Genomic DNA, 20,244 nt, shown 5'->3' with positions numbered 1-20,244 from the left:
TAAAAACCAAAAAGAAAATGCCTTCATTTTCTTTCTTCTGCTAACTTCTTATGCTGCAAACAAACCCGAATCATTAACCCATTTTGAATAGAATCTACCTTAGCTGGTTTACTGCATCTATCTCCATTAGTTTTAATGGCCATACAATCATATTCTCGATGTAATAATTCATCATAAGTACGCTTTAAATACCGGTAACTCGACTTTAAGCTTTCTACTTTACTATCTGCATGCACAGCTTTTAAATGTTCTTTATCTAGCTCATGAACAAAATTCAAGCTAATAGACTCTCTTTCTATTAGCTTAGCTTCAATAAGTTGCTTTTCAGCTTCTAATCGTAATATTTTTTCTTGTAAATCAGTAACAATGCTGACGGAAGCAGGATCATTGTATAAGGTCGTTTGTTGTTTTGCATCTTGATTACTTGGTAACTACTCAGCGTAATTTAAACTCATAACAGATTGATTTAAAATAATAATTAATGTATCTCCAGGCGCGCCATGCTACCTCACGAAATTCCGGGACTCCTGTCGCCGTAATTCGTTCACCTACGCAGCGAACAGGAGATGCTTCAGCCGCCCTCCGTCCGCCACAGACTGAGCACAAAGCAGCTCAGTCATGGCTACCACAAATGGCTCTACGGCTATTCGGGATAAAATTTTAGCCTCCCTCGCGCGCTATCGCGCACTTCGGATTGGCAAATTTCCCTGCGCCTTCTGGAGACTATCAGCCCGTCCGGGGCTGACAGCGTCTGAATTTTAGTCCGATTTTCACCCCTTTTTAAAGGTGAAAATGACTAAAGTCAGGTTAAATTAAAATATATCCATTTGATTTTAAAGTAAAAAGAACACGCTGGGTAGTTACATTACTTGTAACTATAGTCAAGTCATTTAATCCACAACCTTTCTTATATTGGTCTTTTAAATCATTAATTAACGGTATTAATGCCTCATCAACACGCACAACACGCGTCTTATTAGTTTCTTGAGCTTGTTTACGTCCTGCTCCTTCGCGTTTACCGCCCCAGTTCGATGTTGTCATTATTGAATTTTGTTACACTTAATCAAGTTGATTTATTGTAACAGAATTCAATTTAGGATTTTTACCAAAGTATTATCCTTTATTACATCCTCTAGGAATGACCCAAGGGTTAGATTTATCATACTTAGTAAAATCAGCTACGGGAACCATTTCGCCAGTGACTCGTTCAATCTCTTTAATCGAAACAATGTAAGCATCGGATTTTTTACGTGTTGCTTCTTGAGAGTTAGGCACAATCCAGGCAATCGCGCGTTCATTTGATCCAGTACCTCGAATAATTACCTTCCAGAATGCACTCGGTGTTTTTACGCCATGTGATTTAACAAAATAATCATCATCCGGATTATTGCCCCAGATCACACCACCAATAATCAATAAATCAGCTATATCACGATAGCATTCGGTAATTTCTTCCGTCATGAGCCAAGCACCCCGATTCATATTAGCCGCTTGTGGCAGAATATTAGTCATCGTGTTAGAGCCTTTAATCGCTGACTTTGAGTAGTCTAGGTGATTAGCCGGGACTAGGTGACCCCGGTCATATCTTTGATCTTTTGCTTTGTAGGTTTTAGCTGAATATTGCTGACATTCTTTAGGAACATTCGGGTCTAGGTAAAAACGACTGCTGCGTTTAAAGTTTCCAGTATCCCGCTGCGCGTTGTATCTAAATTTCACTGCCCCGCGTTTTTGACAATCTAACCAAATTGTAAAGCCTTCATAATCCAACTTCATTAAATCCTGCCTATGATCGTCAACTTGCTCAATTAATGCAGGGGAGGACAGTTCACTTTTGCTTAATGCGGATTGTGTTGGTTTATTTGGTTCAGAACGTTTCGTTGATTTCTTTTGCTGATGACAGTGATAAGTAGCGGTCTTTTTGTTGGTGTGACAGCCTTCTTTATTTAGGCCTCCAGTATGCGAATAGGAGCTAACGGGAAGTGTTAGCAGTAATGTATATAAAAGTCGCTTAGATAACATGTATTCGCCTTTAAAAAGTATTAGCAGGGGGGGGGTATTGTAAGTCTTATTCTTGTAATGAGATTCAAGCTTTTTTTAAAAGTACATTATCATTAAAAACGCCTTTAACCGGAATTTTTGCTAAAAACGATTGTTAATAAGTAATACCAGGCGCGCCATGCTACCTCACGAAATTCCGGGACTCCTGTCGCCATAATTCGTTCACCTACGCAGCGGATGGGAGATGCCCTGAACGCCCCGCGTCCGCAACGACTACGCACAAAAGCCGCTTCGTCATTACTACCTCACTGGCTGGACGGCTATTCGGAATCCAATTCTTGCTCCTCTCGCGTGCTGCTAGCACACGTCGAATCAGCGAATTGCCCTGTCGCCTATCAGGGACTAAAAATCACCACTTCGCTAAGCTACGTTTCCATGATTTTCAGCGTGCGACAGAACCGTCTGGACTCCGGTTCCTAGGGAATATTATATTCTGTATATAAGCTATCTAAAGTACCTGTATAAACTACTCCACCAAAACTATCACCCCATACGTACCCTCCTTTATCTTTAATTCCCATATAATTTTTAGTTGTTGGGTAGTATCGTCCATAGTAACCGCTATCAAAAACACTAGACTCTGGGTGTGAGGGAAAATAGCTTGGGTACTTCAATTCTACAGCATAAAATAATAAGTCAATTCTTGAAAAGTCAGGAATATCATACAGTAAGTACATAGAATCTAGAGTTCCTCTATCACTTTCACTATCGAACTCACCACCTTCAAAATATAGCTTATTATCTTTTACTTTTAGAAAAAAATCAGTACTAGCATAGTAACGAACATAATCCGTACTATCTTCTAAGAAATAGGATTCTTTATGATCAGGAAAATATTGAGGATATTCCGTTTCTAAAGTATCAAATAGTGCGTCAACACGTTTAGTATCAACCTTTGTTCTTTTCTGTTCTAGAGGAATATCAAATTCTACTTTCAGACTGATGATGTTATTTCTACCTGTTGGGCTATCAGAGTTTGGACAATAATTATGTGTCTCATCAACCCACTCAGTACAATATACGCCGCTTAGATCAACGAAAATACTGTCTTTATCAAATACAATAAGTGAGGGATCAAACCCCGGCATAGTGTAGTTAGAGTCTGCCATTGATACGTTAAGTATATCTGGCATAGTGTTGTCAACATCAACAAAGTTAAATCCAATTTTTTTATCACCACTAGAGAAAGTGGTTGATATATTAGTCCTATAGATTAGCTCTAAGGTGTCCTCTTTGAAATTTATACCCCAATTAATAAAATCATGCTCAGGATAAGGTTTGAAGAGTCGAATGTCAGGATTTATCTTAGAATTCACTGTAACAGTTTTTTCTCCTTTAATTCTTTTAGGGTCATCTTCAGAAAGATGATTAAACGCATAGTTTACGTATATATTATGCCCATAAAATGATTGAAGAGTATCTACTGTTTCAGGTACATTATAAGTTTCATACAATGTATCTAATGTACCAGCATTTACTAAACCTTCGTAATCATCACCTTCCATGTATACTGTGTTATTCTCAACTTTAAGATAGTTATTAGAGATAGGGTAGTAACGTTTATAGGATGTTCCCCAGCGATGTATATATGACTCTTTATGACCAGGGAAATTAACAGAGTTCACTAATTCTATAGCGTTTAGTAAGGTATCAACTCTAGGGTAATCAACTGCAAAAATGACTTTTAAAATAATACGGTTTTTATACCTAGTTGGACTTTCTTCAAAATGACATAATAAAGAGCAGTTTGAGCCTTTTAAATCCACATAAATATGGTTTGCATCAAATGTAATTAGACTAGGGTCAAATCCTGTCGGAGCATAGTAATTATGAAACGCTATTACACCTAGAATATCAGGCATAGTATCGTCTACATCTTCAAAATAAAACCCAGCCGATGTTGTATGCATATAATTGTTTGATGTGTTCGTTAATGCAATTACATCTTCATGAAAGTTTATACTCCAATTAACGGTAGGCGAACTTTCTTCTGTATAAATAGTGAAATTTTCAACATCAAATTTAACTTCATCACTAGCGTTAACAGTTTCCTCATTTAAAAATTCTTTAGTATCACCCGCTTTAACCTCCCAAGATTTAACTTTTATCTTATGCGTATCAAAAGACTGGGTGATTAGACCAACATTATTAAATCCATTAATGTTGCTATTATCTTCATCAGTATTTGGCAGTTCTGGTGTTTTAGCAAAAAATAGTCTTATTTTAACAATATCGTTATAACCAATGCTTGCCCCTTTGAGATCCACATAGACATTATTATACTCATCAACAGTAACTAAATTTGGATCAAAGCCATCTGGCAAGGAACCTGTGTCAATAACTTCTACACCTATAATCTCAGGCATAGTGACAATGTTTCCGTAAAAATTAAATCCTGAAGAATCATTGATATAATAATCATCAACGCCACTAAATGACATTACAATATTCTGTTCATGAAAATCTATATCCCAAAAATAAGAATCAGGTTTTTCTGAATTAGGCAATGTAGAGAAATCATCAATATCAGGATTCACATGATCACTGGCTGTAACAACTACTCTATGATTGGATGTACTTATGGCTGATTCTTTCCAGCGGGTTTCTATAGTATGTCCATCCATAGAGAAATCAGGATCAGATATTTTTCTTAACTCAGCTACCCTTTCAGCTCTTTCTTCATCAGCTCTTTTTCTGTCTTCAGCTCTTTCTGCTGCAGCTCTCGCTTCAGCATTGGTAGTGTTCTCATTAGAGAAGTGTACTTTTACCTTAATCTGATTCAAATAACCAGTAGAGCTATCGTCATCATGGCATTCCGTGTCCGCATGAAAAAGCCAATCTTGAAAAGAGGCGAATGTGGCACTACATACAGCCATTCCCACTTCAATCATAAATTCATTCTTATTGAGGACTGTAATATCAGATCGACGAATGCCTGCTAGCATAGAATTATTCCATATTAATTCGACCCAAGTAATATCGTTCAAAGTATCGTCAACGTCTCTGAATATAAACCTATCATCTTTGCCAACCTGCAAGTGATAGTAGTCATGAATACCTGTGTATATTATCGATACAACATTTTCCTTAAAATCTATTGAGTATCTCATATCGAGAAAATCGAATACTCTGAAATCAGATATATCAGGGTTTACATCGTCACTTGCTGTGATAGTCTTGGTTAAGACAGACACATCATCGCGATTATATTTTACCTTAACCCTATGCCCATGTAATGATTCAGCTTGTAGTGGAAGACTAGCTATGAATATTATTAAAAGTGGTATTTTTTGTATGGTAGTCATTGATATTTCCGGTTCTGTCGCATAAATAGGTTCTGTCGCAATAATTATCAAAAGCGCAGACCTCCTGGTCTTCATGCATAACTATCTTGCTAAAGCCATAAACTGCTTATAAGCAGGAATATTTTCCTCAGACAATTGTCCCTTTCGGATCATATGTGCTGTTTCAATTCCATCAATGGTTGCTTGAGCGGAGTGAAACGCTTTAAAGCCCATCATCGGTTTTGTTATTTTTTTGATAAAGCGATGATCCTGTTCGATGATGTTATTCAAATATTTAACCTGTAATATGTCGATCATAGTGGCAAACCCAGCGAGGATTAACAAGAGGTTAATATTGGCTAATCCTACATAGTTAGCGCCACTTTTATCCATAACGACCTTATCAGGAAAGCCATTATTGTTAATCGTTTGTTTGAAAAATGCGGTTGCAGCCTCTTCATCACGGTGCTCAGAAAGCATGAAATCAAGCGTATCCCCGTGACTATCAACAGCTCGGTATAAATAGGTCCACTGCCCCTTCACTTTGATATACGTTTCATCCATGCGCCACGATTTGTTGGTTTCTCGTTTCTCAGATTTAGCTGTTACAGCAATGGCAGGAGAATAACGGATAACCCAACGATTGAGCGTAGCATGATCCACTTCAACACCTCTTTCTTCCATAATTTCTTCAAGGTCGCGATACGAAAAGCCATACCTGACATAAAAGAAAACAGCATAAAGAATGACATCTTTTGGAAAGTGAGTGCCTTTGAAGCTGAGCATGTGATCCACCTTTTATTGAAATTTAGAACTATGATAGCAGATAACGTTGGGAAGGGATATTTATGCGACAGAACCATTATTTTCGATATATTGTTTATTGGCTATATTATCGAAAATAACCTTTGCTTTATCATGTAACAGTTGCGCAACCTCAGCATCGAAATCATCATTGTTTTCCTAATTATGCCATTGCTGTTCATCAGGAAATTCAATATATTTCTGGTATTGCAATAACTTCTGTTTGACCTCTTTTTCCCGTTTCATCAATAATGCAAATCTTGCTGCGTATTCTTTTTGCGCTTGCTGTAATGTTTCCTCCGCTTCGTCTATTTCTCTTTCACGGCAATCGAGCTTCAGTCTCTCACTACTTTTCCGAGCAAAGAATACAATAAACTGAAGTTTCCCAATAATTATTTATGGTAAAATTGAAACTATGCTACAACTATATGAAAAAAAATAGTCTTTTCATTCGTTTCAAATGCTATTGCCTAAGGGGAATTAAGTAGGGGTTTGCTATAAACATGGCAAAACCACCTAAAATAAACCTCGATACACCAGCATTGTGTATTTCAGCTACTCAATAATTGGGAAACTTCAGTACAATAAAAACACTGCTAACAAAAACGACAAAAGTACAAGCATAAATCACCCACTCCCATTGCTCAAAAAGCCCCCCCCTTTAGACACAAAAAAGGTTGAAGCCAGGATAAAGAACAAACCCAAAAACATTAAAAATATAAATATATTATGGATAGTTTTCATTTTTCTTGTGTCTTGGTTGGTTTCAGCGAGGCCAGGAAAGTTATCAAGCTCGTACAAACAAAAAAGGCGGGCAATGCCCACCTTTTTACAACAATTTCAGAAAACTTTTAAAGTTATTCTTTAACTTATAGTTTAGCTTCTATCGCTTCTGCAATCGCACAAATCATCAACTGAGTACTTCTTGCACCGGCATCAATATGTCCAATACTACGCTCACCTAAAAATGAAGAGCGGCCTCTTGTAGCCTGCATCTCTTTAGTAGAAGCCTTGCCTTTGATCGCAGTTTCTTTAAGCCCTGCTAATAAAGCCGGATATTCAAGCTTGCCACAGTTTTCATTGAAATAGTTAGCGACCGGAATCAATGTGTCTAACATGGTTTTTTCACCAGCATCTGATTTGCCGCGCGCTTTCATCGCTTCTACTGCCGCGTTAAAGGCCTGAGCAAAAACAACAGGATCAACAGTTTTCCCAGCCGCCTCTTTACCCATGGCAACAAAAAAAGTACCTATTAAAGAGCCTGAAGCACCGCCGATTTTACTCATGCAGGTCATACCCATTTTCTTCCATGCATCAGCCCAGTCTAGCTTGCTTATTTCATCACTTTGCTCAACTAGAAAACCCAGTCCACGACGAATATTAATAACATGATCACCGTCACCCAGAGTTTTATCCAGTTCGGTTACTTCTGCTTCATGCTCTGCAATAGTATCACTCGCGGCTTTAATAAACTCAGCTAACATATCTGAAGTTACTTGCATTATCTTTTATCCTCTTTATATTATAAATGTAGCTCATCCTCATGGTACTTTCTGAGGACTTTAGCCATAAAATATTATCTAACTGAAGTTTCCCAATAATTATTTATGGTAAAATTGAAACTATGCTACAACTATATGAAAAAATAGTCTTTTCATTCGTTTCAAATGCTATTGCCTAAGGGGAATTAAGTAGGGGTTTGCTATAAACATGGCAAAACCACCTAAAATAAACCTCGATACACCAGCATTGTGTATTTCAGCTACTCAATAATTGGGAAACTTCAGTTATCTAAAACAATTCGTTTTGTAAATAGTGCGTTTTTTATCCAGCTCGTCTGGCGCTTTATCAGACACCAAGTTTCATGCATTTTTTTACCAAAGATGCACTAATAAACTGGGCAAAGTCTTCGGGATTGTCATAATCCTGTTTTTGCACAAACTCAACCAGACTGTTTACCAGTTTTTGGGTTTCCGCAATTTCTACATGAGAGCGTCCACACCCTTCACAATGAGTACCTGTTTCTGTACAAAATGCACTTCTTTTACATGGAATAAATTTCATTTCTCACCGTCCTGTACAATATTCACCTTTTAACAACATGAATACTATACTCTATTTTAATATCAGATTCACCCATTCCCGGCTTTATAAAATTTCACCCGTAAAGATTTTAATACAATATCTGCCGCAACAATTGCTGCTTAGATTAATGATCTCGCTGGATTATATACAAAGATAAATCACGTAACAAATCCGCTTCTACCCCGAATCCTGAGAGACTTTCAACCGCTTGATCATGTAAATCCTGTGCTTTTTGCTTTGCTCCGGCCAAACCCAGTAAAGCCGGATAAGTAGGCTTATCATTATCCTGATCTTTACCCTGTGTTTTACCCAAAGTAGCAGTATCACTTTCTTCATCGAGAATATCGTCTTTTACCTGAAATGACAGGCCGATACATTTCGCATAGTGATCCAGTTTGCTTGCAATAGCAGGATCTAAATCAGGCCTGGATAAAGTCGCAAGCTGCACAGCAAGCCGGATTAAGGCGCCTGTTTTATGAATATGCATATCTTCCAGTTCCGGCAACGTCAGCTTTTTGCCTACCGATTCAAGATCAATTGCCTGCCCGCCAACCATACCTTGTGAACCGCTTGCTTTTGCCAGTGCAGTAATCATTTTAATTCGTGTTTCCGCGCTGGCATTGATGCTGCTATCCTGCGCCAGAATCTGGAATGCCAGAGTTTGTAAGGCATCTCCGGCTAAAATAGCGGTTGCTTCATCATAAGCCACATGTGAAGTTGCTTTGCCACGACGCAAGTCATCATCATCCATCGCAGGCAGATCATCATGAATAAGAGAATAGACATGAATCATTTCTATTGCACAGGCTGGCCCGTCTAAAACTTCCGGTGCAATACCCAGTGCCATACCTGCACTATAGGTTAACATCGGGCGCATGCGTTTGCCACCATCGAGTGTACTATAACGCATGGCATCATGGAGCCTTTGGGGTAAAATTGTACTGGTTGGCAAGCGTAATTCCAGCGCCTTTTCTACACGTTGCTGGCTGGTGACTAAATAATCTTTTAGGGCGTTACTCATCGTTAAATGACTCCAAAGCTTGCTGACCGTTTTTTTCTAATAGTATTTGCACTTTTTGTTCGGCCTCTTGCAGGGCTTTCTGGCAAATGCGCGTTAAATTCACACCCTTCTCAAATGACTTTAATGACTCTTCCAGAGAAATATCACCCTGTTCTAATTGCTCGACAATCTCCTCCAGTCCTTTAAGAGAATCTTCAAATAAGGTGGCACTTTTCTTTCTAGGCATGTCGATAAAAATAATTTAATGATAGGATACATTCGACTAAGCATTATATATGAAAAACACCCGAGTAATTAACTAGAAAATGAGTAATACCTATAACGCAGCAGCTATCGAAGTTTTAAGTGGTTTAGATCCGGTGCGCAAACGCCCAGGCATGTATACCGACACCACTCGTCCCAACCACCTGGTTCAGGAAGTGGTTGATAATAGTGTCGATGAAGCCGTCGCGGGACATGCTTCAAGCATACAAGTCGTATTATTTAAAGCCGGTAGCGTTAAAGTTCAAGATGACGGTCGCGGCATGCCTGTCGATATGCACCCAGAACAAAATATGCCAGGTGTAGAAGTGATTTTGACGCAATTACATGCCGGAGGAAAATTTTCTAATAAAAATTATCAGTTCTCTGGCGGTCTGCATGGTGTCGGCGTTTCAGTTGTTAATGCCCTATCCACGCAATTGGATATTGAGATTAAGCGCGATGGCAAAGTGTACCAGATGCAATTTGCCAATGGCCATAAACAAACCGAACTTAGCGAAACAGGCATAGTCGGAAAACACAATACCGGCACGATGGTGCATTTTTTACCTGATGCCAGCTATTTTGATTCCAGTAAAATTTCCGTGCTTAAACTTAAGCATGTCTTAAGAGCAAAAGCAGTGTTGTGCCCTGGCCTAAAAATCAGCTTATCAATAGAACAAACAGAAGAGTCTTGGCAATGGCTGTATCAAAATGGACTGGAGGAATATCTTTTAGATAGAGTGGGCAATGCGGAATTTTACCCTAACGAGCCTTTTATGGGCAAGATGTCTGCCGATCATGAGGCGGTAGAATGGGGCATCGTCTGGACTGTTGAGTCCTTAGCCGAAAATATCAACGAAAGCTATGTCAATCTGGTGCCTACCGCTCAGGGTGGTACTCATGTAAACGGCTTGCGCGCGGGCTTAACCGAGGCGATGCGCGAGTTCTGCGAAATTCGCAGCCTATTACCTCGAGGCGTTAAAATTACGCCTGAAGATGTCTGGGAGCTATGTCACTATATTCTGTCGGTAAAACTGGAAGACCCGCAATTTTCAGGACAAACCAAAGAGCGCTTAAGTTCACGTGAGTGTGTTACTTTTATCTCTGGCGTTGCCAAAGATGGGTTTAGTTTATGGCTTAATCAACATCCTGCCGCAGGTGAAAAAATTGCCGAAGTCATCATTTTGAGTGCTCAAAAGCGCTTAAAATCCAGTAAAAAAGCTATTCGTAAAAAAATTTCCGCAGGCCCACAACTCCCCGGCAAGCTTGCTGATTGCGCTTTGCAAGATATCAGTCGCAGCGAGCTGTTTCTGGTCGAAGGAGATTCTGCCGGTGGCTCTGCAAAGCAGGCACGCGAGCGTGAGTTCCAGGCTATCATGCCGCTACGAGGTAAAATTCTCAATACCTGGGAAGTAGACTCTGCACAAGTCATGGCATCTAATGAAGTTCATGATATAGCAGTTGCATTAGGTATAGAGCCAGGTTCAGATGACTTGCAAGGACTGCGTTACGGTAAAATTTGTATACTTGCCGATGCCGACTCGGATGGCTTGCATATCGCGACCCTGATTTGTGCGTTATTTTTCAAGCACTTCCCCAGCCTGGTTAAAGCAGGTCATGTGTTTGTTGCCATGCCGCCTCTATACCGCATTGATGTCGGCAAGCAAATATTCTATGCTCTAGATGAACATGAGCGCTTAGGCGTTTTAGATCGCATAAAGGCTGAAAAACTAAAGGATAAAATTAATGTCCAGCGTTTTAAAGGTTTGGGTGAAATGAACCCTTCGCAATTACGGGTTACCACCATGAACCCTGATACTCGCCGTCTGGTACAACTCACCATTGAAGAAGGTGATAACACAAATGAACAAATGGATTTGTTGTTGGCTAAAAAACGCGCGCAAGACCGAAAATACTGGCTGGAATCTAAAGGTAATTTAGCGGAAGTTTAAGCTCGTCAGGAGAAAAAAGCTTTAGCTTTTTTCCTTAGAATAAAAGGATGTTTTTTGGTGGCGAATCAAGCATTACAAGTGGATTTATTTATCCATTTATCATCAGTGTATAATACTCCCCATTGTCCAGACCAATTTATTAAATAGTTAAGATAGCCCTTCCCTTTTTATATTAATAATTTGTTATTATTGCGCCGCAGGCGTTTTGATACTACTCTTTGCCGACTGCGGTGAAATGTGGTCAAAGGGTGAATTAGTGTGGGTAAGTTCGTGGGAAACGGCTTTATCGTTTTCCATCAGCTTATCCACACGTTCCGTAGGAAGTTCACGCTTTGTCCACATGGAGTCCGCCTGCAGGGACTCTCACGTATAGACCGTTTTTTTATAATAAACCTCCGCTGGTGTTCGATAGTCCAAGGACTGATGAATTCGCCTGTGATTGTAAAATTCAAAATAGTCTTTCAGCCCTAAATATGCTTCATTCACTGCCTGAAAGTCATTCAGATAGACCTTTTCATACTTGACTGATCGCCACAATCGTTCAACAAAAATATTATCCAATGCGCGGCCTCTGCCATCCATGCTAACACGGATTCATTTCTCCAATAAGGACCCTGTAAATCGATTCGTTGTGAATTGACTTCCCTGGTCCGTATTAAAGATTTCACACTGTGATGAACTTAGTGTTTCATTAAGGGCTGCTATGCAAAAGTCTGCGTCCATTGTCGTACTTAACGCCCAATTAAGTACATATTGGCTATGCCAGTCAATAATGGCCATCAGATAGACAAAACCATGCTTCATGCGGATGTAGGTAATATCCGTACTCCAGACCTGATTGCATCGCTCGATCTGCAGGTTTCTCAGTAAATAAGGATAGATCTTATGCTCTGAGTTGCCCTGACTTAGTCTTGGCTTTGGATATACCGCTTCCAGCCCCCGCTGAAAATCATGGAAACGTAGCTTAGCGAAGTGGTGATTTTTAGTCCCTGATAGGCGACAGGGCAATTCGCTGATTCGACGTGTGCTAGCAGCACGCGAGAGGAGCAAGAATTGCATTCCGAATAGCCGTCCAGCCAGTGAGGTAGTAATGACGAAGCGGCTTTTGTGCGTAGTCGTTGCGGACGCAGGGCGTTCAGGGCATCTCCCATCCGCTGCGTAGGTGAACGAATTATGGCGACAGGAGTCCCGGAATTTCGTGAGGTAGCATGGCGCGCCTGATCTGCCTTAGCCCATCTTCGTCACTTTCATCTTTCTAAGCCATTGATTCATCGGTTTAAGCGATTTTTTGTCGAAAAATTCTCTTTAAAATCAATGGTGTTTTTTTTGAAAGTTTTGTAGTGCCATTTATATTATTTTTGTCGATAAATTCATTGACTTTTGTCAAAAAAATCATCATTATTTGAGTGTAATTTACATGCGACAAAAATACTCTAAAAAATCCAACGTTTTATACAAAAACACAAAATCTGTAGTGCCAACTGGCTACTTTTTAAAATTTCAACCAATTGATTTATAACAACTACATCATCAATAGTGACGAAGATGGGTTAGTAACCGTCTCACTCGCTTCGGATTGACATGGTGCCCTTGAGATCTCAAATGCTCCGTCATTTTCAAGACACCGTAAAAGGGTGTTTCGGTATATTGTTTATCCAATTCATGCATCAGCATCAGGGTATAGTCATCTATGCCAACGGGTCGGTAATATAAACTTGACCTGTTGATGCTCAACAAGCAACACTGCTTTCTGATACTTAACTCTGAATGACCTGGCTCTATCCACATTTTTCGAGTCGCAAGTGGAAGAGTCATAGATTTTTTTTAGAAAATCATTCTCTACTTTCAGTTGCCCTATCTGCTTGTACAGATCGTCAACTAAAGCCTGCTGGTCATTATCCTGTTGTTTCCTTTTAGTCGAGAATGCTTCAGGAATAACCTCTAATACAGCTTTTTTCCAATTGTTGATTTGTGTTGCATGAATACCATATTTCGCGGTAATTTCAGCTCTTGTCTTTTCCCCCTTTTAGTACGTCTAATACCACTTTTACTTTGGTTTGCGTACTATGCTTCTTCCGATTTATGGTCATTTCTTAATCCTCAGTTTTGAGGGCAAGATTCTATCTTAACTGAAGTTTCCCAATAATTATTTATGGTAAAATTGAAACTATGCTACAACTATATGAAAAAAATAGTCTTTTCATTCGGTTCAAATGCTATTGCCTAAGGGGAATTAAGTAGGGGTTTGCTATAAACATGGCAAAACCACCTAAAATAAACCTCGATACACCAGCATTGTGTATTTCAGCTACTCAATAATTGGGAAACTTCAGTATCTTAAATGCTGGTCTAGTTTTTGGGGATCATTATAGTGTTCCCATTGAAAGAAGAAGTACCTAAACAAAGCAGCCTATAACCTACCTGAAGGTAGCACCACTCGAATATTTCCATCTTTTTGATTTTAATTACTTATAACAGCAAATAGACACTCTGTAGGCACCGTAAAAAAACAACAAATAATTTCAAATAAAGATTGCATTTGCCGAAAAAATTTTTCTAAAAATTTCCGTTTTAATCACTTCATAAACGGATATCACCCATGCTTAAAGACATACCACTCTCTGAACATATTCACCAACACTGCAATGAAAGTATGGAACGTGCCCTGTTAGCAGAGCGTCATCCTTTGTGGGCTCGTTCATGCCCAGAGTTGCAGGCGCGCCATGCTACCTCACGAAATTCCGGGACTCCTGTCGCCATAATTCGTTCACCTACGCAGCGGATGGGAGATGCCCTGAACGCCCTGTGTCCGCAACGACTACGCACAAAAGCCGCTTCGTCATTACTACCTCACTGGCTGGGCGGCTATTCGGAATGCAATTCTTGCTCCTCTCGCGTGCTGCTAGCACACGTCGAATCAGCGAATTGCCCTGTCGCCTATCAGGGACTAAAAATCACCACTTCGCTAAGCTCCGTTTCCATGATTTTCAGCGATTGAAAAGACATTCAATAACACTAAAAGTAATTTCAAGGAAACTAAAGCTTGGTCTTCCAATACCCGCTCACTTAAAAATCAAATGCGCCTGACTGCAATGAGCTATAATTTAATGCGCGTGTTTGAAGAGATTTCAAAAACACAACAGCCAGAATTGATTCATCCATCGGATAAAAAATATAGCGAGGCTCTGGAGATAAGGCAGCAACAGGCCCAAAAACGAGATCGTTTTGTGAATCCATTATTTTTCCAGGCAAGAATATCTCGTATCAGCTCGTATACCATTCGGGCAGTTCAAAACGCAATAATAACAGGAATGTCTTTACAGTACTTTATGAGCTCTCTTGTGGCGAGGTTAGTTTCACGGCCTCAATTGATAGGGGAACACTGATGCCATTTATACAAAATTAACTACTTCACTAGCATCAGCTACAGCTAAAACACTTGCACTCCTCAATTGAAACGAATAAATACATTACAGACTATGATTAAAATTGGTCAGTTCAACACTTTAAACATAACAAAAGACACTGGCATGCAGTTGTACCTTGATGGTGGTAGCCATGGAGATATTCTGTTAACTGATAAAAAAAACCCAAAACAAGCAAAGACAGGCGAGCTACTCACTGTTTTTATTTATACCGGAGCAGATGGTGAACTACTGGCAACCCAGAAAAAACCTTATGTAGCAATGGATGGCGTAGCCTGGCTAAAGGTAATATCTATAGGCCGAGCAGGTGCATTTCTAGACTGGGGACTGGGCAAAGATCTATTAGTCCCTTTTTCCGAGCAAGATTATGAGCTAGAAGAAAATCGTTATTGTTTAGTGAAAGTCTATCTTGACGATCAAAACCGTATCGCGGCATCTACCTATCTCAATCACTATATTTCAGATGAAGCACACTATCTACAAGAGGGTGATGAGGTTGAGTTGATTATTTCCGGTAAAACTGATTTAGGTTTTAAAGCCGTAGTGGATGATAACTTCTGGGGCGCTTTGTATCACAATGAAGTTTTTCAACCACTAAGAGAAGGACAAAAGCTAACCGGCTATATTAAAAAAATCCGCGAAGATAAAAAGATTGATTTAAGCCTTAACAAGACTGGCCATACCCATGTAGCACCTGTTACAGAACTGATTATTCAGCGCCTTAAAGACAATGATGGCTTTTTAGAGCTATCTGATAAGAGTTCTCCTGAAGCCATTAATGCGGCATTTGGAGTTAGTAAAAAAGTATTTAAACATGCGATAGGTACGCTCTATAAACAGCGCCGAATCACTTTAAGCAAAACCAGTATATCATTGAATGAATAGGGTCGTAGAGCGGACTTCAGTCCGCTAATTCCCTACCCTCTCTATCTTTTATACAAGTAGCAGACTATAGTCCGCCCTACAGGGTTTGCTTTAATGTATAAAGAAAATCCAGTGCCTCGCGCGGGCTTAACTCATCCGGAGATAGCTGTTCAATTAATTCTACTGCCGGATGGGGCTCATTAATCGCAAATAAGTCTAACTGATTATTGCCAATTTCAGCCTGCTGTTCCTTATAAGCGCTATCCTCTAAATGCCTTAATTTGTGCCGCGCCTGCTCAATCACAGAACTTGGTATACCTGCCAGGGATGCCACCTGCAAACCGTAACTCTGACTTGCCGCACCTTCTTTTAGCGCATGTAAAAAAACAATTTTATCGCCATGTTCTATGGCATCCAGATGCACATTATGAATCGTACTTTGCTCTTCTGGCAGACTGGTTAATTCGAAGTAGTGAGTCGCGAACAAGGTGAAAGCATGTATCTCTTTAGCCAAATAATCAGCACAAGCCCAGGCTAGCGACAAGCCATCAAAGGTGCTTGTACCACGGCCTATTTCATCCATCAAAATCAAGCTATTTTCTGTAGCATTATGCAAAATATTAGCTGTTTCAGACATCTCCACCATAAACGTCGATCGGCCACTGGTCAAGTCATCCGAAGCTCCGATCCGGGTAAATATTTTATCAATCGGCCCACATTGCACACTGTTCGCCGGAGCAAAACAGCCTATATGCGCAATTAGCACGATCAAAGCGGTCTGACGCATATAGGTAGATTTACCGCCCATATTGGGTCCGGTTATAATGAGCATTTGCCGTATGTCACTAAAGTCCAGATCATTGGCAACAAAGGGAATATCGGATACCTGTTCAACGACCAGATGCCGCCCCCCAGCTATATTAATTCCACGCTGCTCCTGTAACACCGGGCGTGATAAATTTAAACTAATACTACGCTCGGCGAAGTTCGCCAGCACATCCAGTTCGGCCAAAGCTAGGGCACAGGTTTGAATAGGAATTAAAATAGTCAAAATCGCATCCAGCAATTCATCATAAAGCTTTTTTTCACAAGCTAAAGCTTGCTCCCGAGCATTGAGCACGGTATCCTCAAAGTCTTTTAATTCATTAGTAAAAAAACGCTCCGCATTTTTAAGCGTCTGCTTGCGAGTATAAGTATCGGGCACATCGTCGGATTGTGAACGCGGAATCTCGATATAATAGCCGTGCACCCGATTATATTTAATTCTTAAAGTGGCGATACCCGTACTTTCCTTTTCACGGTTTTCCATATCAATCAGGTACTGATTGGCATTTTGGCTGAGGTCACGTAATTCATCTAGCTGCTGATTATAACCAGCGGCAATCACGCCACCATCACGAATTAATACCGGTGGATTATCAATTATAGCTCGTTGCAATAAGGCTAAAAAATCAGGCTGATCGCCAATTTTTCCCGATAATTGTTCAATTCCCAAACAACCGGTCCCGGTTATCTGTGCCTGTAGCGCAGGTAAAATTGCAAACGTATCACGTAACACCAGTAAGTCACGCGGGCGAGCTGACTTTAATGCAACTCGTGAACTAATTCGCTCTATATCCCCGACCGAGCGCATACTTTCTCGCACATCCGCATACAGATTATTATTTAATAGTGCATCAATACAATCATATCGGCTATTTAACAGTGCCTGATCACGCAAGGGACGATTCAGCCAGCGGCGTAGGCAACGACTTCCCATTGCAGTGGCCGTCTTATCCAGGCCCCCCAAAAGCGTAAAATTCAACTTCCCGGAAGGATGATAATCCAGTTCTAAATTCCGTCGACTAGAGGCATCCAGTAAAATACTATCATCACTGCTCTCGACACTAACCCCTTGTATATGCGGTAAGGTGCTTTGCTGGGTGTCTTTGATATATTGCAATAGCCCACCTGCCGCCGAAATAGCTGCTGTTAAATGCTCACAACCAAAACCTTTAAGATCATGCGTGTTAAATTGCTTGAGGATTAATTTTCTGGCACTAACTTCCTCAAAATGCCAGGGTGCACGTCGCGTTAAACCCTTGCGTTCTTTTAGTGACGCAAGCAAACTCCAGTCTTCACTAAATAAAAGCTCCGCAGGATTGAGCCGCTCAATTTCACTCAGTAATTCATCGACTGAATTAAGCTGCTGCAAGACAAATCGACCACTGCTTACATCCAGACTAGCAATGCCATAAACCTGTGCATAATAAATAGCGACCAGTAAATTATCCTGACGCTCTTCCAGTAAGGCCTCTTCGGTTACGGTGCCAGGAGTCACGACACGTACAACCTGACGCTCAACGGGCCCCTTTGAGGTTGCTGGATCGCCTATTTGCTCACAAATCGCAACTGACTCCCCTATTTTCATCAGTTTAGCAATATAACCTTCCGCCGCATGATACGGTAAACCACACATAGGAATAGGTTCACCTGCCGAATGACCACGAGCTGTCAGAGTAATACTTAAAAGCTCAGCTGCCTTTTTCGCATCATCAAAAAATAGCTCATAAAAATCCCCCATCCGATAAAACAGCAATATGTCTTGATAATCAGCCTTGATGCGTAAAAATTGCTGCATCATCGGTGTATGCACCTGTTTTGTACCACTTGAATTCATTTCCTTAACAACCATCTAGGACTCATTGTATATAGGTTTTACAGACTTTTAGCTCTTCCACCACGTATCCTCATTACGCTTCATAAAAACTCATGGCATCTCACAAATAAGGTGGTTGTCGGAAAAGGTTATGCCGATTACATATCCCCATGAAAAACCAGCCCCGATTCACTAGCCTGTAAAACGAGACTATATTCACTTGATAAAAAAATTTAAAAATGGCGAACGATAAGGGAGATGGAAATAAATAATAATCCAAAAATACTACCCAATATTGGACAATTATTTATTTCCAGCTCCCTAATTCTAATCTGAAGTTTCCCAATTATTGAGTAGCTGAAATACACAATGCTGGTGTATCGAGGTTTATTTTAGGTGGTTTTGCCATGTTTATAGCAAACCCCTACTTAATTCCCCTTAGGCAATAGCATTTGAAACGAATGAAAAGGCTGTTTTTTTCATATAGTTGTAGCATAGTTTCAATTTTACCATAAATAATTATTGGGAAACTTCAGTTTCTAATTTAATCACCAATTACATTATGTAACCCAAGTTCATCACCCTTGCCATTTCCACTCAACGTGAGTTTTTTTATTTTAAGTTCCCCGGCTTGCTCTGTTGATACGTCCTCTCCTTTAATAGCCCATTGCTCTAATATTACGCCATATTTTTTGTTATCCGTTGCAGTGACCTTTTTTAGCCCCGATTCAATACGACCCTGGCCTTGCTCAGTAATTTGAATACCATCATCACCACCATCCATAACCATGACTCTGGATAAGTGCGCTTCCACATTACCCTGGCCGTGTTCATCAATTTTAATACCTTCGCCTGTAGTCTCAATTACGGTTATGTGACGCATTTTTACCTTTACATCACCTGCACCTTCTTCATCAAAATCCATGCCTTCATCTTTATTTCTATTCGCCAGCACTTTAAACAATGAAACCTCGATATTACCCTCCCCACTCTCATCTATATCAAAGCCATCCTCCAGGTCAGCTTCATTATAAAAGCCATTATCATTAAATGTTACATGCTTTACCGTCGCTTCAACATTTCCCGCCCCTGCTTCATCTAATTCCATACCATCTCCGCCATTACCATCAATATGACTATCAATAATGAACAGATGTATATCACCTAGTCCTCTCTCATCAATACGAATACCATCAAAGTCGATGGCTCCAATGCCATTCCGGATAAAGCTTGAATGCTCTATATGGATGTCTAGGCCTATTGAAGAACCGAGCTCGCCACCATCAAATTCATCGGCATTATCATCTATATGTAACCCATGTAAAGCGGAACCACTGATTTCCACCTTATCCAGCGTGACCTGAATATCCTCACCTTGTGTATCTAAAGGAATATTAATGACTAACCCTTTTGTTGCACTATTAACAATACTTAGCTGATGAATTGTTAAATCAGCAGCGCTATTAAAAATAAGAGTACCATCTTCAGTACTCGCCAATAAGTGCTCATTAAGCGTAAATTTTCCAGCATTTGCGCCATCAATTATCGCGCCGTTTCCCAGCAACACTAAATTCTGACTTCCCGTATAGATAACCGGGCTACTGAGGCTGATCCGGGCATTTTTTGCGAAAACGATTTTGTTGATACGGCTATCTGCATTCGCAGCGTCAATTGCTATATTGAGTGAAACCTCATCTGAGACTTTATTTACTGCCAATACGCTTGTGGAGGCTAGAGCCGCCAATATGGAAATTACTAATAGTCGTTGTTTCATATTATTCAGAAAAGTAGCTTTTTAATATTTCACCTTCTATATTAATAGAAAATGACAAAATATGACAGCATTAAAATCACTGTTGTGTATCAGTGC

At 40.1% G+C, this 20,244-nt stretch carries 22 protein-coding genes and 1 pseudogene; 6 read left to right on the top strand and 17 right to left on the bottom strand.

Annotated features, from left to right (window positions below):
* Window positions 1–23 precede the first annotated feature (23 nt).
* Window positions 24–278 carry a hypothetical protein gene (locus K6984_RS19030; protein ID WP_221896949.1) on the bottom strand — a complete coding sequence of 85 codons (255 nt, stop codon included), beginning with the start codon at window positions 276–278 and terminating at the stop codon, window positions 24–26.
* A 157-nt stretch (window positions 279–435) separates the two neighbouring features.
* Window positions 436–606 carry a hypothetical protein gene (locus K6984_RS19025; RefSeq protein ID WP_221896948.1) on the bottom strand — a complete coding sequence of 57 codons (171 nt, stop codon included), beginning with the start codon at window positions 604–606 and terminating at the stop codon, window positions 436–438.
* 12 nt (window positions 607–618) lie between these two features.
* On the opposite strand from K6984_RS19025, the gene K6984_RS19020 reads away from it, so the two are divergent.
* On the top strand, window positions 619–762 hold the full coding sequence (locus K6984_RS19020) for a hypothetical protein (protein WP_221896947.1): 144 nt from the start codon (window positions 619–621) through the stop codon (window positions 760–762).
* A 45-nt stretch (window positions 763–807) separates the two neighbouring features.
* Here K6984_RS19020 and K6984_RS19015 read toward each other — a convergent pair whose 3' ends face one another.
* The 3 genes from K6984_RS19015 to K6984_RS19005 all read right to left on the bottom strand — a co-directional run bounded on the left by K6984_RS19015 (window position 808) and on the right by K6984_RS19005 (window position 2,279).
* Window positions 808–1,041, bottom strand: a complete 234-nt coding sequence (locus K6984_RS19015; protein ID WP_221896946.1) for a hypothetical protein — start codon at window positions 1,039–1,041, stop codon at window positions 808–810.
* Between the two features lie 72 nt (window positions 1,042–1,113).
* A complete protein-coding gene (locus tag K6984_RS19010; RefSeq protein WP_221896945.1) occupies window positions 1,114–2,019 on the bottom strand; it encodes a DNA/RNA non-specific endonuclease in 906 nt (301 codons plus the stop codon).
* A 104-nt stretch (window positions 2,020–2,123) separates the two neighbouring features.
* Entirely contained in the window at window positions 2,124–2,279 is a 156-nt protein-coding gene (locus tag K6984_RS19005) for a hypothetical protein (protein WP_221896944.1), read from the bottom strand.
* Here K6984_RS19005 and K6984_RS19000 point away from each other — a divergent pair.
* A complete protein-coding gene (locus K6984_RS19000; protein ID WP_221896943.1) occupies window positions 2,236–2,478 on the top strand; it encodes a hypothetical protein in 243 nt (80 codons plus the stop codon). The genes K6984_RS19005 and K6984_RS19000 overlap by 44 nt on opposite strands.
* Here the strand turns inward: K6984_RS19000 and K6984_RS18995 are convergent.
* The 6 genes from K6984_RS18995 to K6984_RS18970 form a co-directional block, all read right to left on the bottom strand.
* Window positions 2,475–5,363, bottom strand: a complete 2,889-nt coding sequence (locus K6984_RS18995; protein WP_221896942.1) for a hypothetical protein — start codon at window positions 5,361–5,363, stop codon at window positions 2,475–2,477. The two genes, K6984_RS19000 and K6984_RS18995, sit on opposite strands and share 4 nt — an antisense overlap.
* An 81-nt stretch (window positions 5,364–5,444) precedes the next feature.
* The gene (locus K6984_RS18990) at window positions 5,445–6,128 is read right to left on the bottom strand and encodes an IS6 family transposase (RefSeq protein ID WP_221896941.1); all 684 of its coding nucleotides are present in this window, start codon (window positions 6,126–6,128) and stop codon (window positions 5,445–5,447) included.
* Window positions 6,129–7,015: 887 nt separating this feature from the next.
* Window positions 7,016–7,648: a dihydroxyacetone kinase subunit DhaL gene (gene dhaL, locus K6984_RS18985; protein WP_221896940.1), complete on the bottom strand. Its 633-nt coding sequence runs from the start codon at window positions 7,646–7,648 to the stop codon at window positions 7,016–7,018.
* A 346-nt stretch (window positions 7,649–7,994) separates the two neighbouring features.
* A complete protein-coding gene (locus K6984_RS18980) occupies window positions 7,995–8,210 on the bottom strand; it encodes a DUF1289 domain-containing protein (RefSeq protein WP_221896939.1) in 216 nt (71 codons plus the stop codon).
* A 145-nt stretch (window positions 8,211–8,355) separates the two neighbouring features.
* Window positions 8,356–9,252 carry a (2E,6E)-farnesyl diphosphate synthase gene (gene ispA / locus K6984_RS18975; protein WP_221896938.1) on the bottom strand — a complete coding sequence of 299 codons (897 nt, stop codon included), beginning with the start codon at window positions 9,250–9,252 and terminating at the stop codon, window positions 8,356–8,358.
* Window positions 9,245–9,478, bottom strand: coding sequence for an exodeoxyribonuclease VII small subunit (locus K6984_RS18970; protein ID WP_221896937.1), 234 nt, complete (start codon window positions 9,476–9,478; stop codon window positions 9,245–9,247). The genes ispA and K6984_RS18970 overlap by 8 nt, the downstream gene beginning before the upstream one ends.
* A 79-nt stretch (window positions 9,479–9,557) precedes the next feature.
* On the opposite strand from K6984_RS18970, the gene parE reads away from it, so the two are divergent.
* Complete coding sequence (gene parE, locus K6984_RS18965) at window positions 9,558–11,447, top strand: DNA topoisomerase IV subunit B (protein WP_221896936.1); 1,890 nt, start codon at window positions 9,558–9,560, stop codon at window positions 11,445–11,447.
* Window positions 11,448–11,810: 363 nt separating this feature from the next.
* Here the strand turns inward: parE and K6984_RS31385 are convergent.
* The 4 genes and pseudogenes from K6984_RS31385 to K6984_RS18940 all read right to left on the bottom strand — a co-directional run.
* Window positions 11,811–12,386, bottom strand: a pseudogene (locus K6984_RS31385) (IS3 family transposase); the annotation flags it as partial.
* Complete coding sequence (locus tag K6984_RS18950) at window positions 12,353–12,598, bottom strand: hypothetical protein (protein ID WP_221896933.1); 246 nt, start codon at window positions 12,596–12,598, stop codon at window positions 12,353–12,355. The pseudogene K6984_RS31385 and the gene K6984_RS18950, both read right to left, overlap by 34 nt.
* A 379-nt stretch (window positions 12,599–12,977) precedes the next feature.
* On the bottom strand, window positions 12,978–13,115 hold the full coding sequence (locus tag K6984_RS36380) for an IS3 family transposase (protein WP_420831690.1): 138 nt from the start codon (window positions 13,113–13,115) through the stop codon (window positions 12,978–12,980).
* Window positions 13,116–14,126: 1,011 nt separating this feature from the next.
* The gene (locus K6984_RS18940; RefSeq protein WP_221896931.1) at window positions 14,127–14,273 is read right to left on the bottom strand and encodes a hypothetical protein; all 147 of its coding nucleotides are present in this window, start codon (window positions 14,271–14,273) and stop codon (window positions 14,127–14,129) included.
* On the opposite strand from K6984_RS18940, the gene K6984_RS18935 reads away from it, so the two are divergent.
* From K6984_RS18935 to K6984_RS18925, 3 genes are all read left to right on the top strand, one after another.
* The gene (locus K6984_RS18935) at window positions 14,230–14,445 is read left to right on the top strand and encodes a hypothetical protein (protein ID WP_221896930.1); all 216 of its coding nucleotides are present in this window, start codon (window positions 14,230–14,232) and stop codon (window positions 14,443–14,445) included. The two genes, K6984_RS18940 and K6984_RS18935, sit on opposite strands and share 44 nt — an antisense overlap.
* A 79-nt stretch (window positions 14,446–14,524) precedes the next feature.
* Complete coding sequence (locus K6984_RS18930) at window positions 14,525–14,833, top strand: hypothetical protein (RefSeq protein ID WP_221896929.1); 309 nt, start codon at window positions 14,525–14,527, stop codon at window positions 14,831–14,833.
* Window positions 14,834–14,926: 93 nt separating this feature from the next.
* The gene (locus K6984_RS18925; RefSeq protein ID WP_221896928.1) at window positions 14,927–15,757 is read left to right on the top strand and encodes a CvfB family protein; all 831 of its coding nucleotides are present in this window, start codon (window positions 14,927–14,929) and stop codon (window positions 15,755–15,757) included.
* Window positions 15,758–15,833: 76 nt separating this feature from the next.
* On the opposite strand, the gene mutS is transcribed toward K6984_RS18925, so the two are convergent.
* Together mutS and K6984_RS18915 are read right to left on the bottom strand one after the other, a co-directional pair.
* Entirely contained in the window at window positions 15,834–18,410 is a 2,577-nt protein-coding gene (mutS, locus tag K6984_RS18920; RefSeq protein ID WP_230988178.1) for a DNA mismatch repair protein MutS, read from the bottom strand.
* A 508-nt stretch (window positions 18,411–18,918) separates the two neighbouring features.
* Window positions 18,919–20,091 (bottom strand): hypothetical protein, encoded by a 1,173-nt coding sequence (locus tag K6984_RS18915; RefSeq protein ID WP_221896927.1) that lies wholly within the window; start codon window positions 20,089–20,091, stop codon window positions 18,919–18,921.
* Between the last annotated feature and the right edge of the window lie 153 nt (window positions 20,092–20,244).

The sequence above is a fragment of the Bathymodiolus japonicus methanotrophic gill symbiont genome (genome assembly GCF_019721995.1).
Classification (GTDB): Bacteria; Pseudomonadota; Gammaproteobacteria; order Methylococcales; family Methylomonadaceae; genus Methyloprofundus.
The sequence above is the reverse complement of the archived record's forward strand: the minus strand, read 5'-3'. Positions and strand labels throughout refer to the sequence as shown.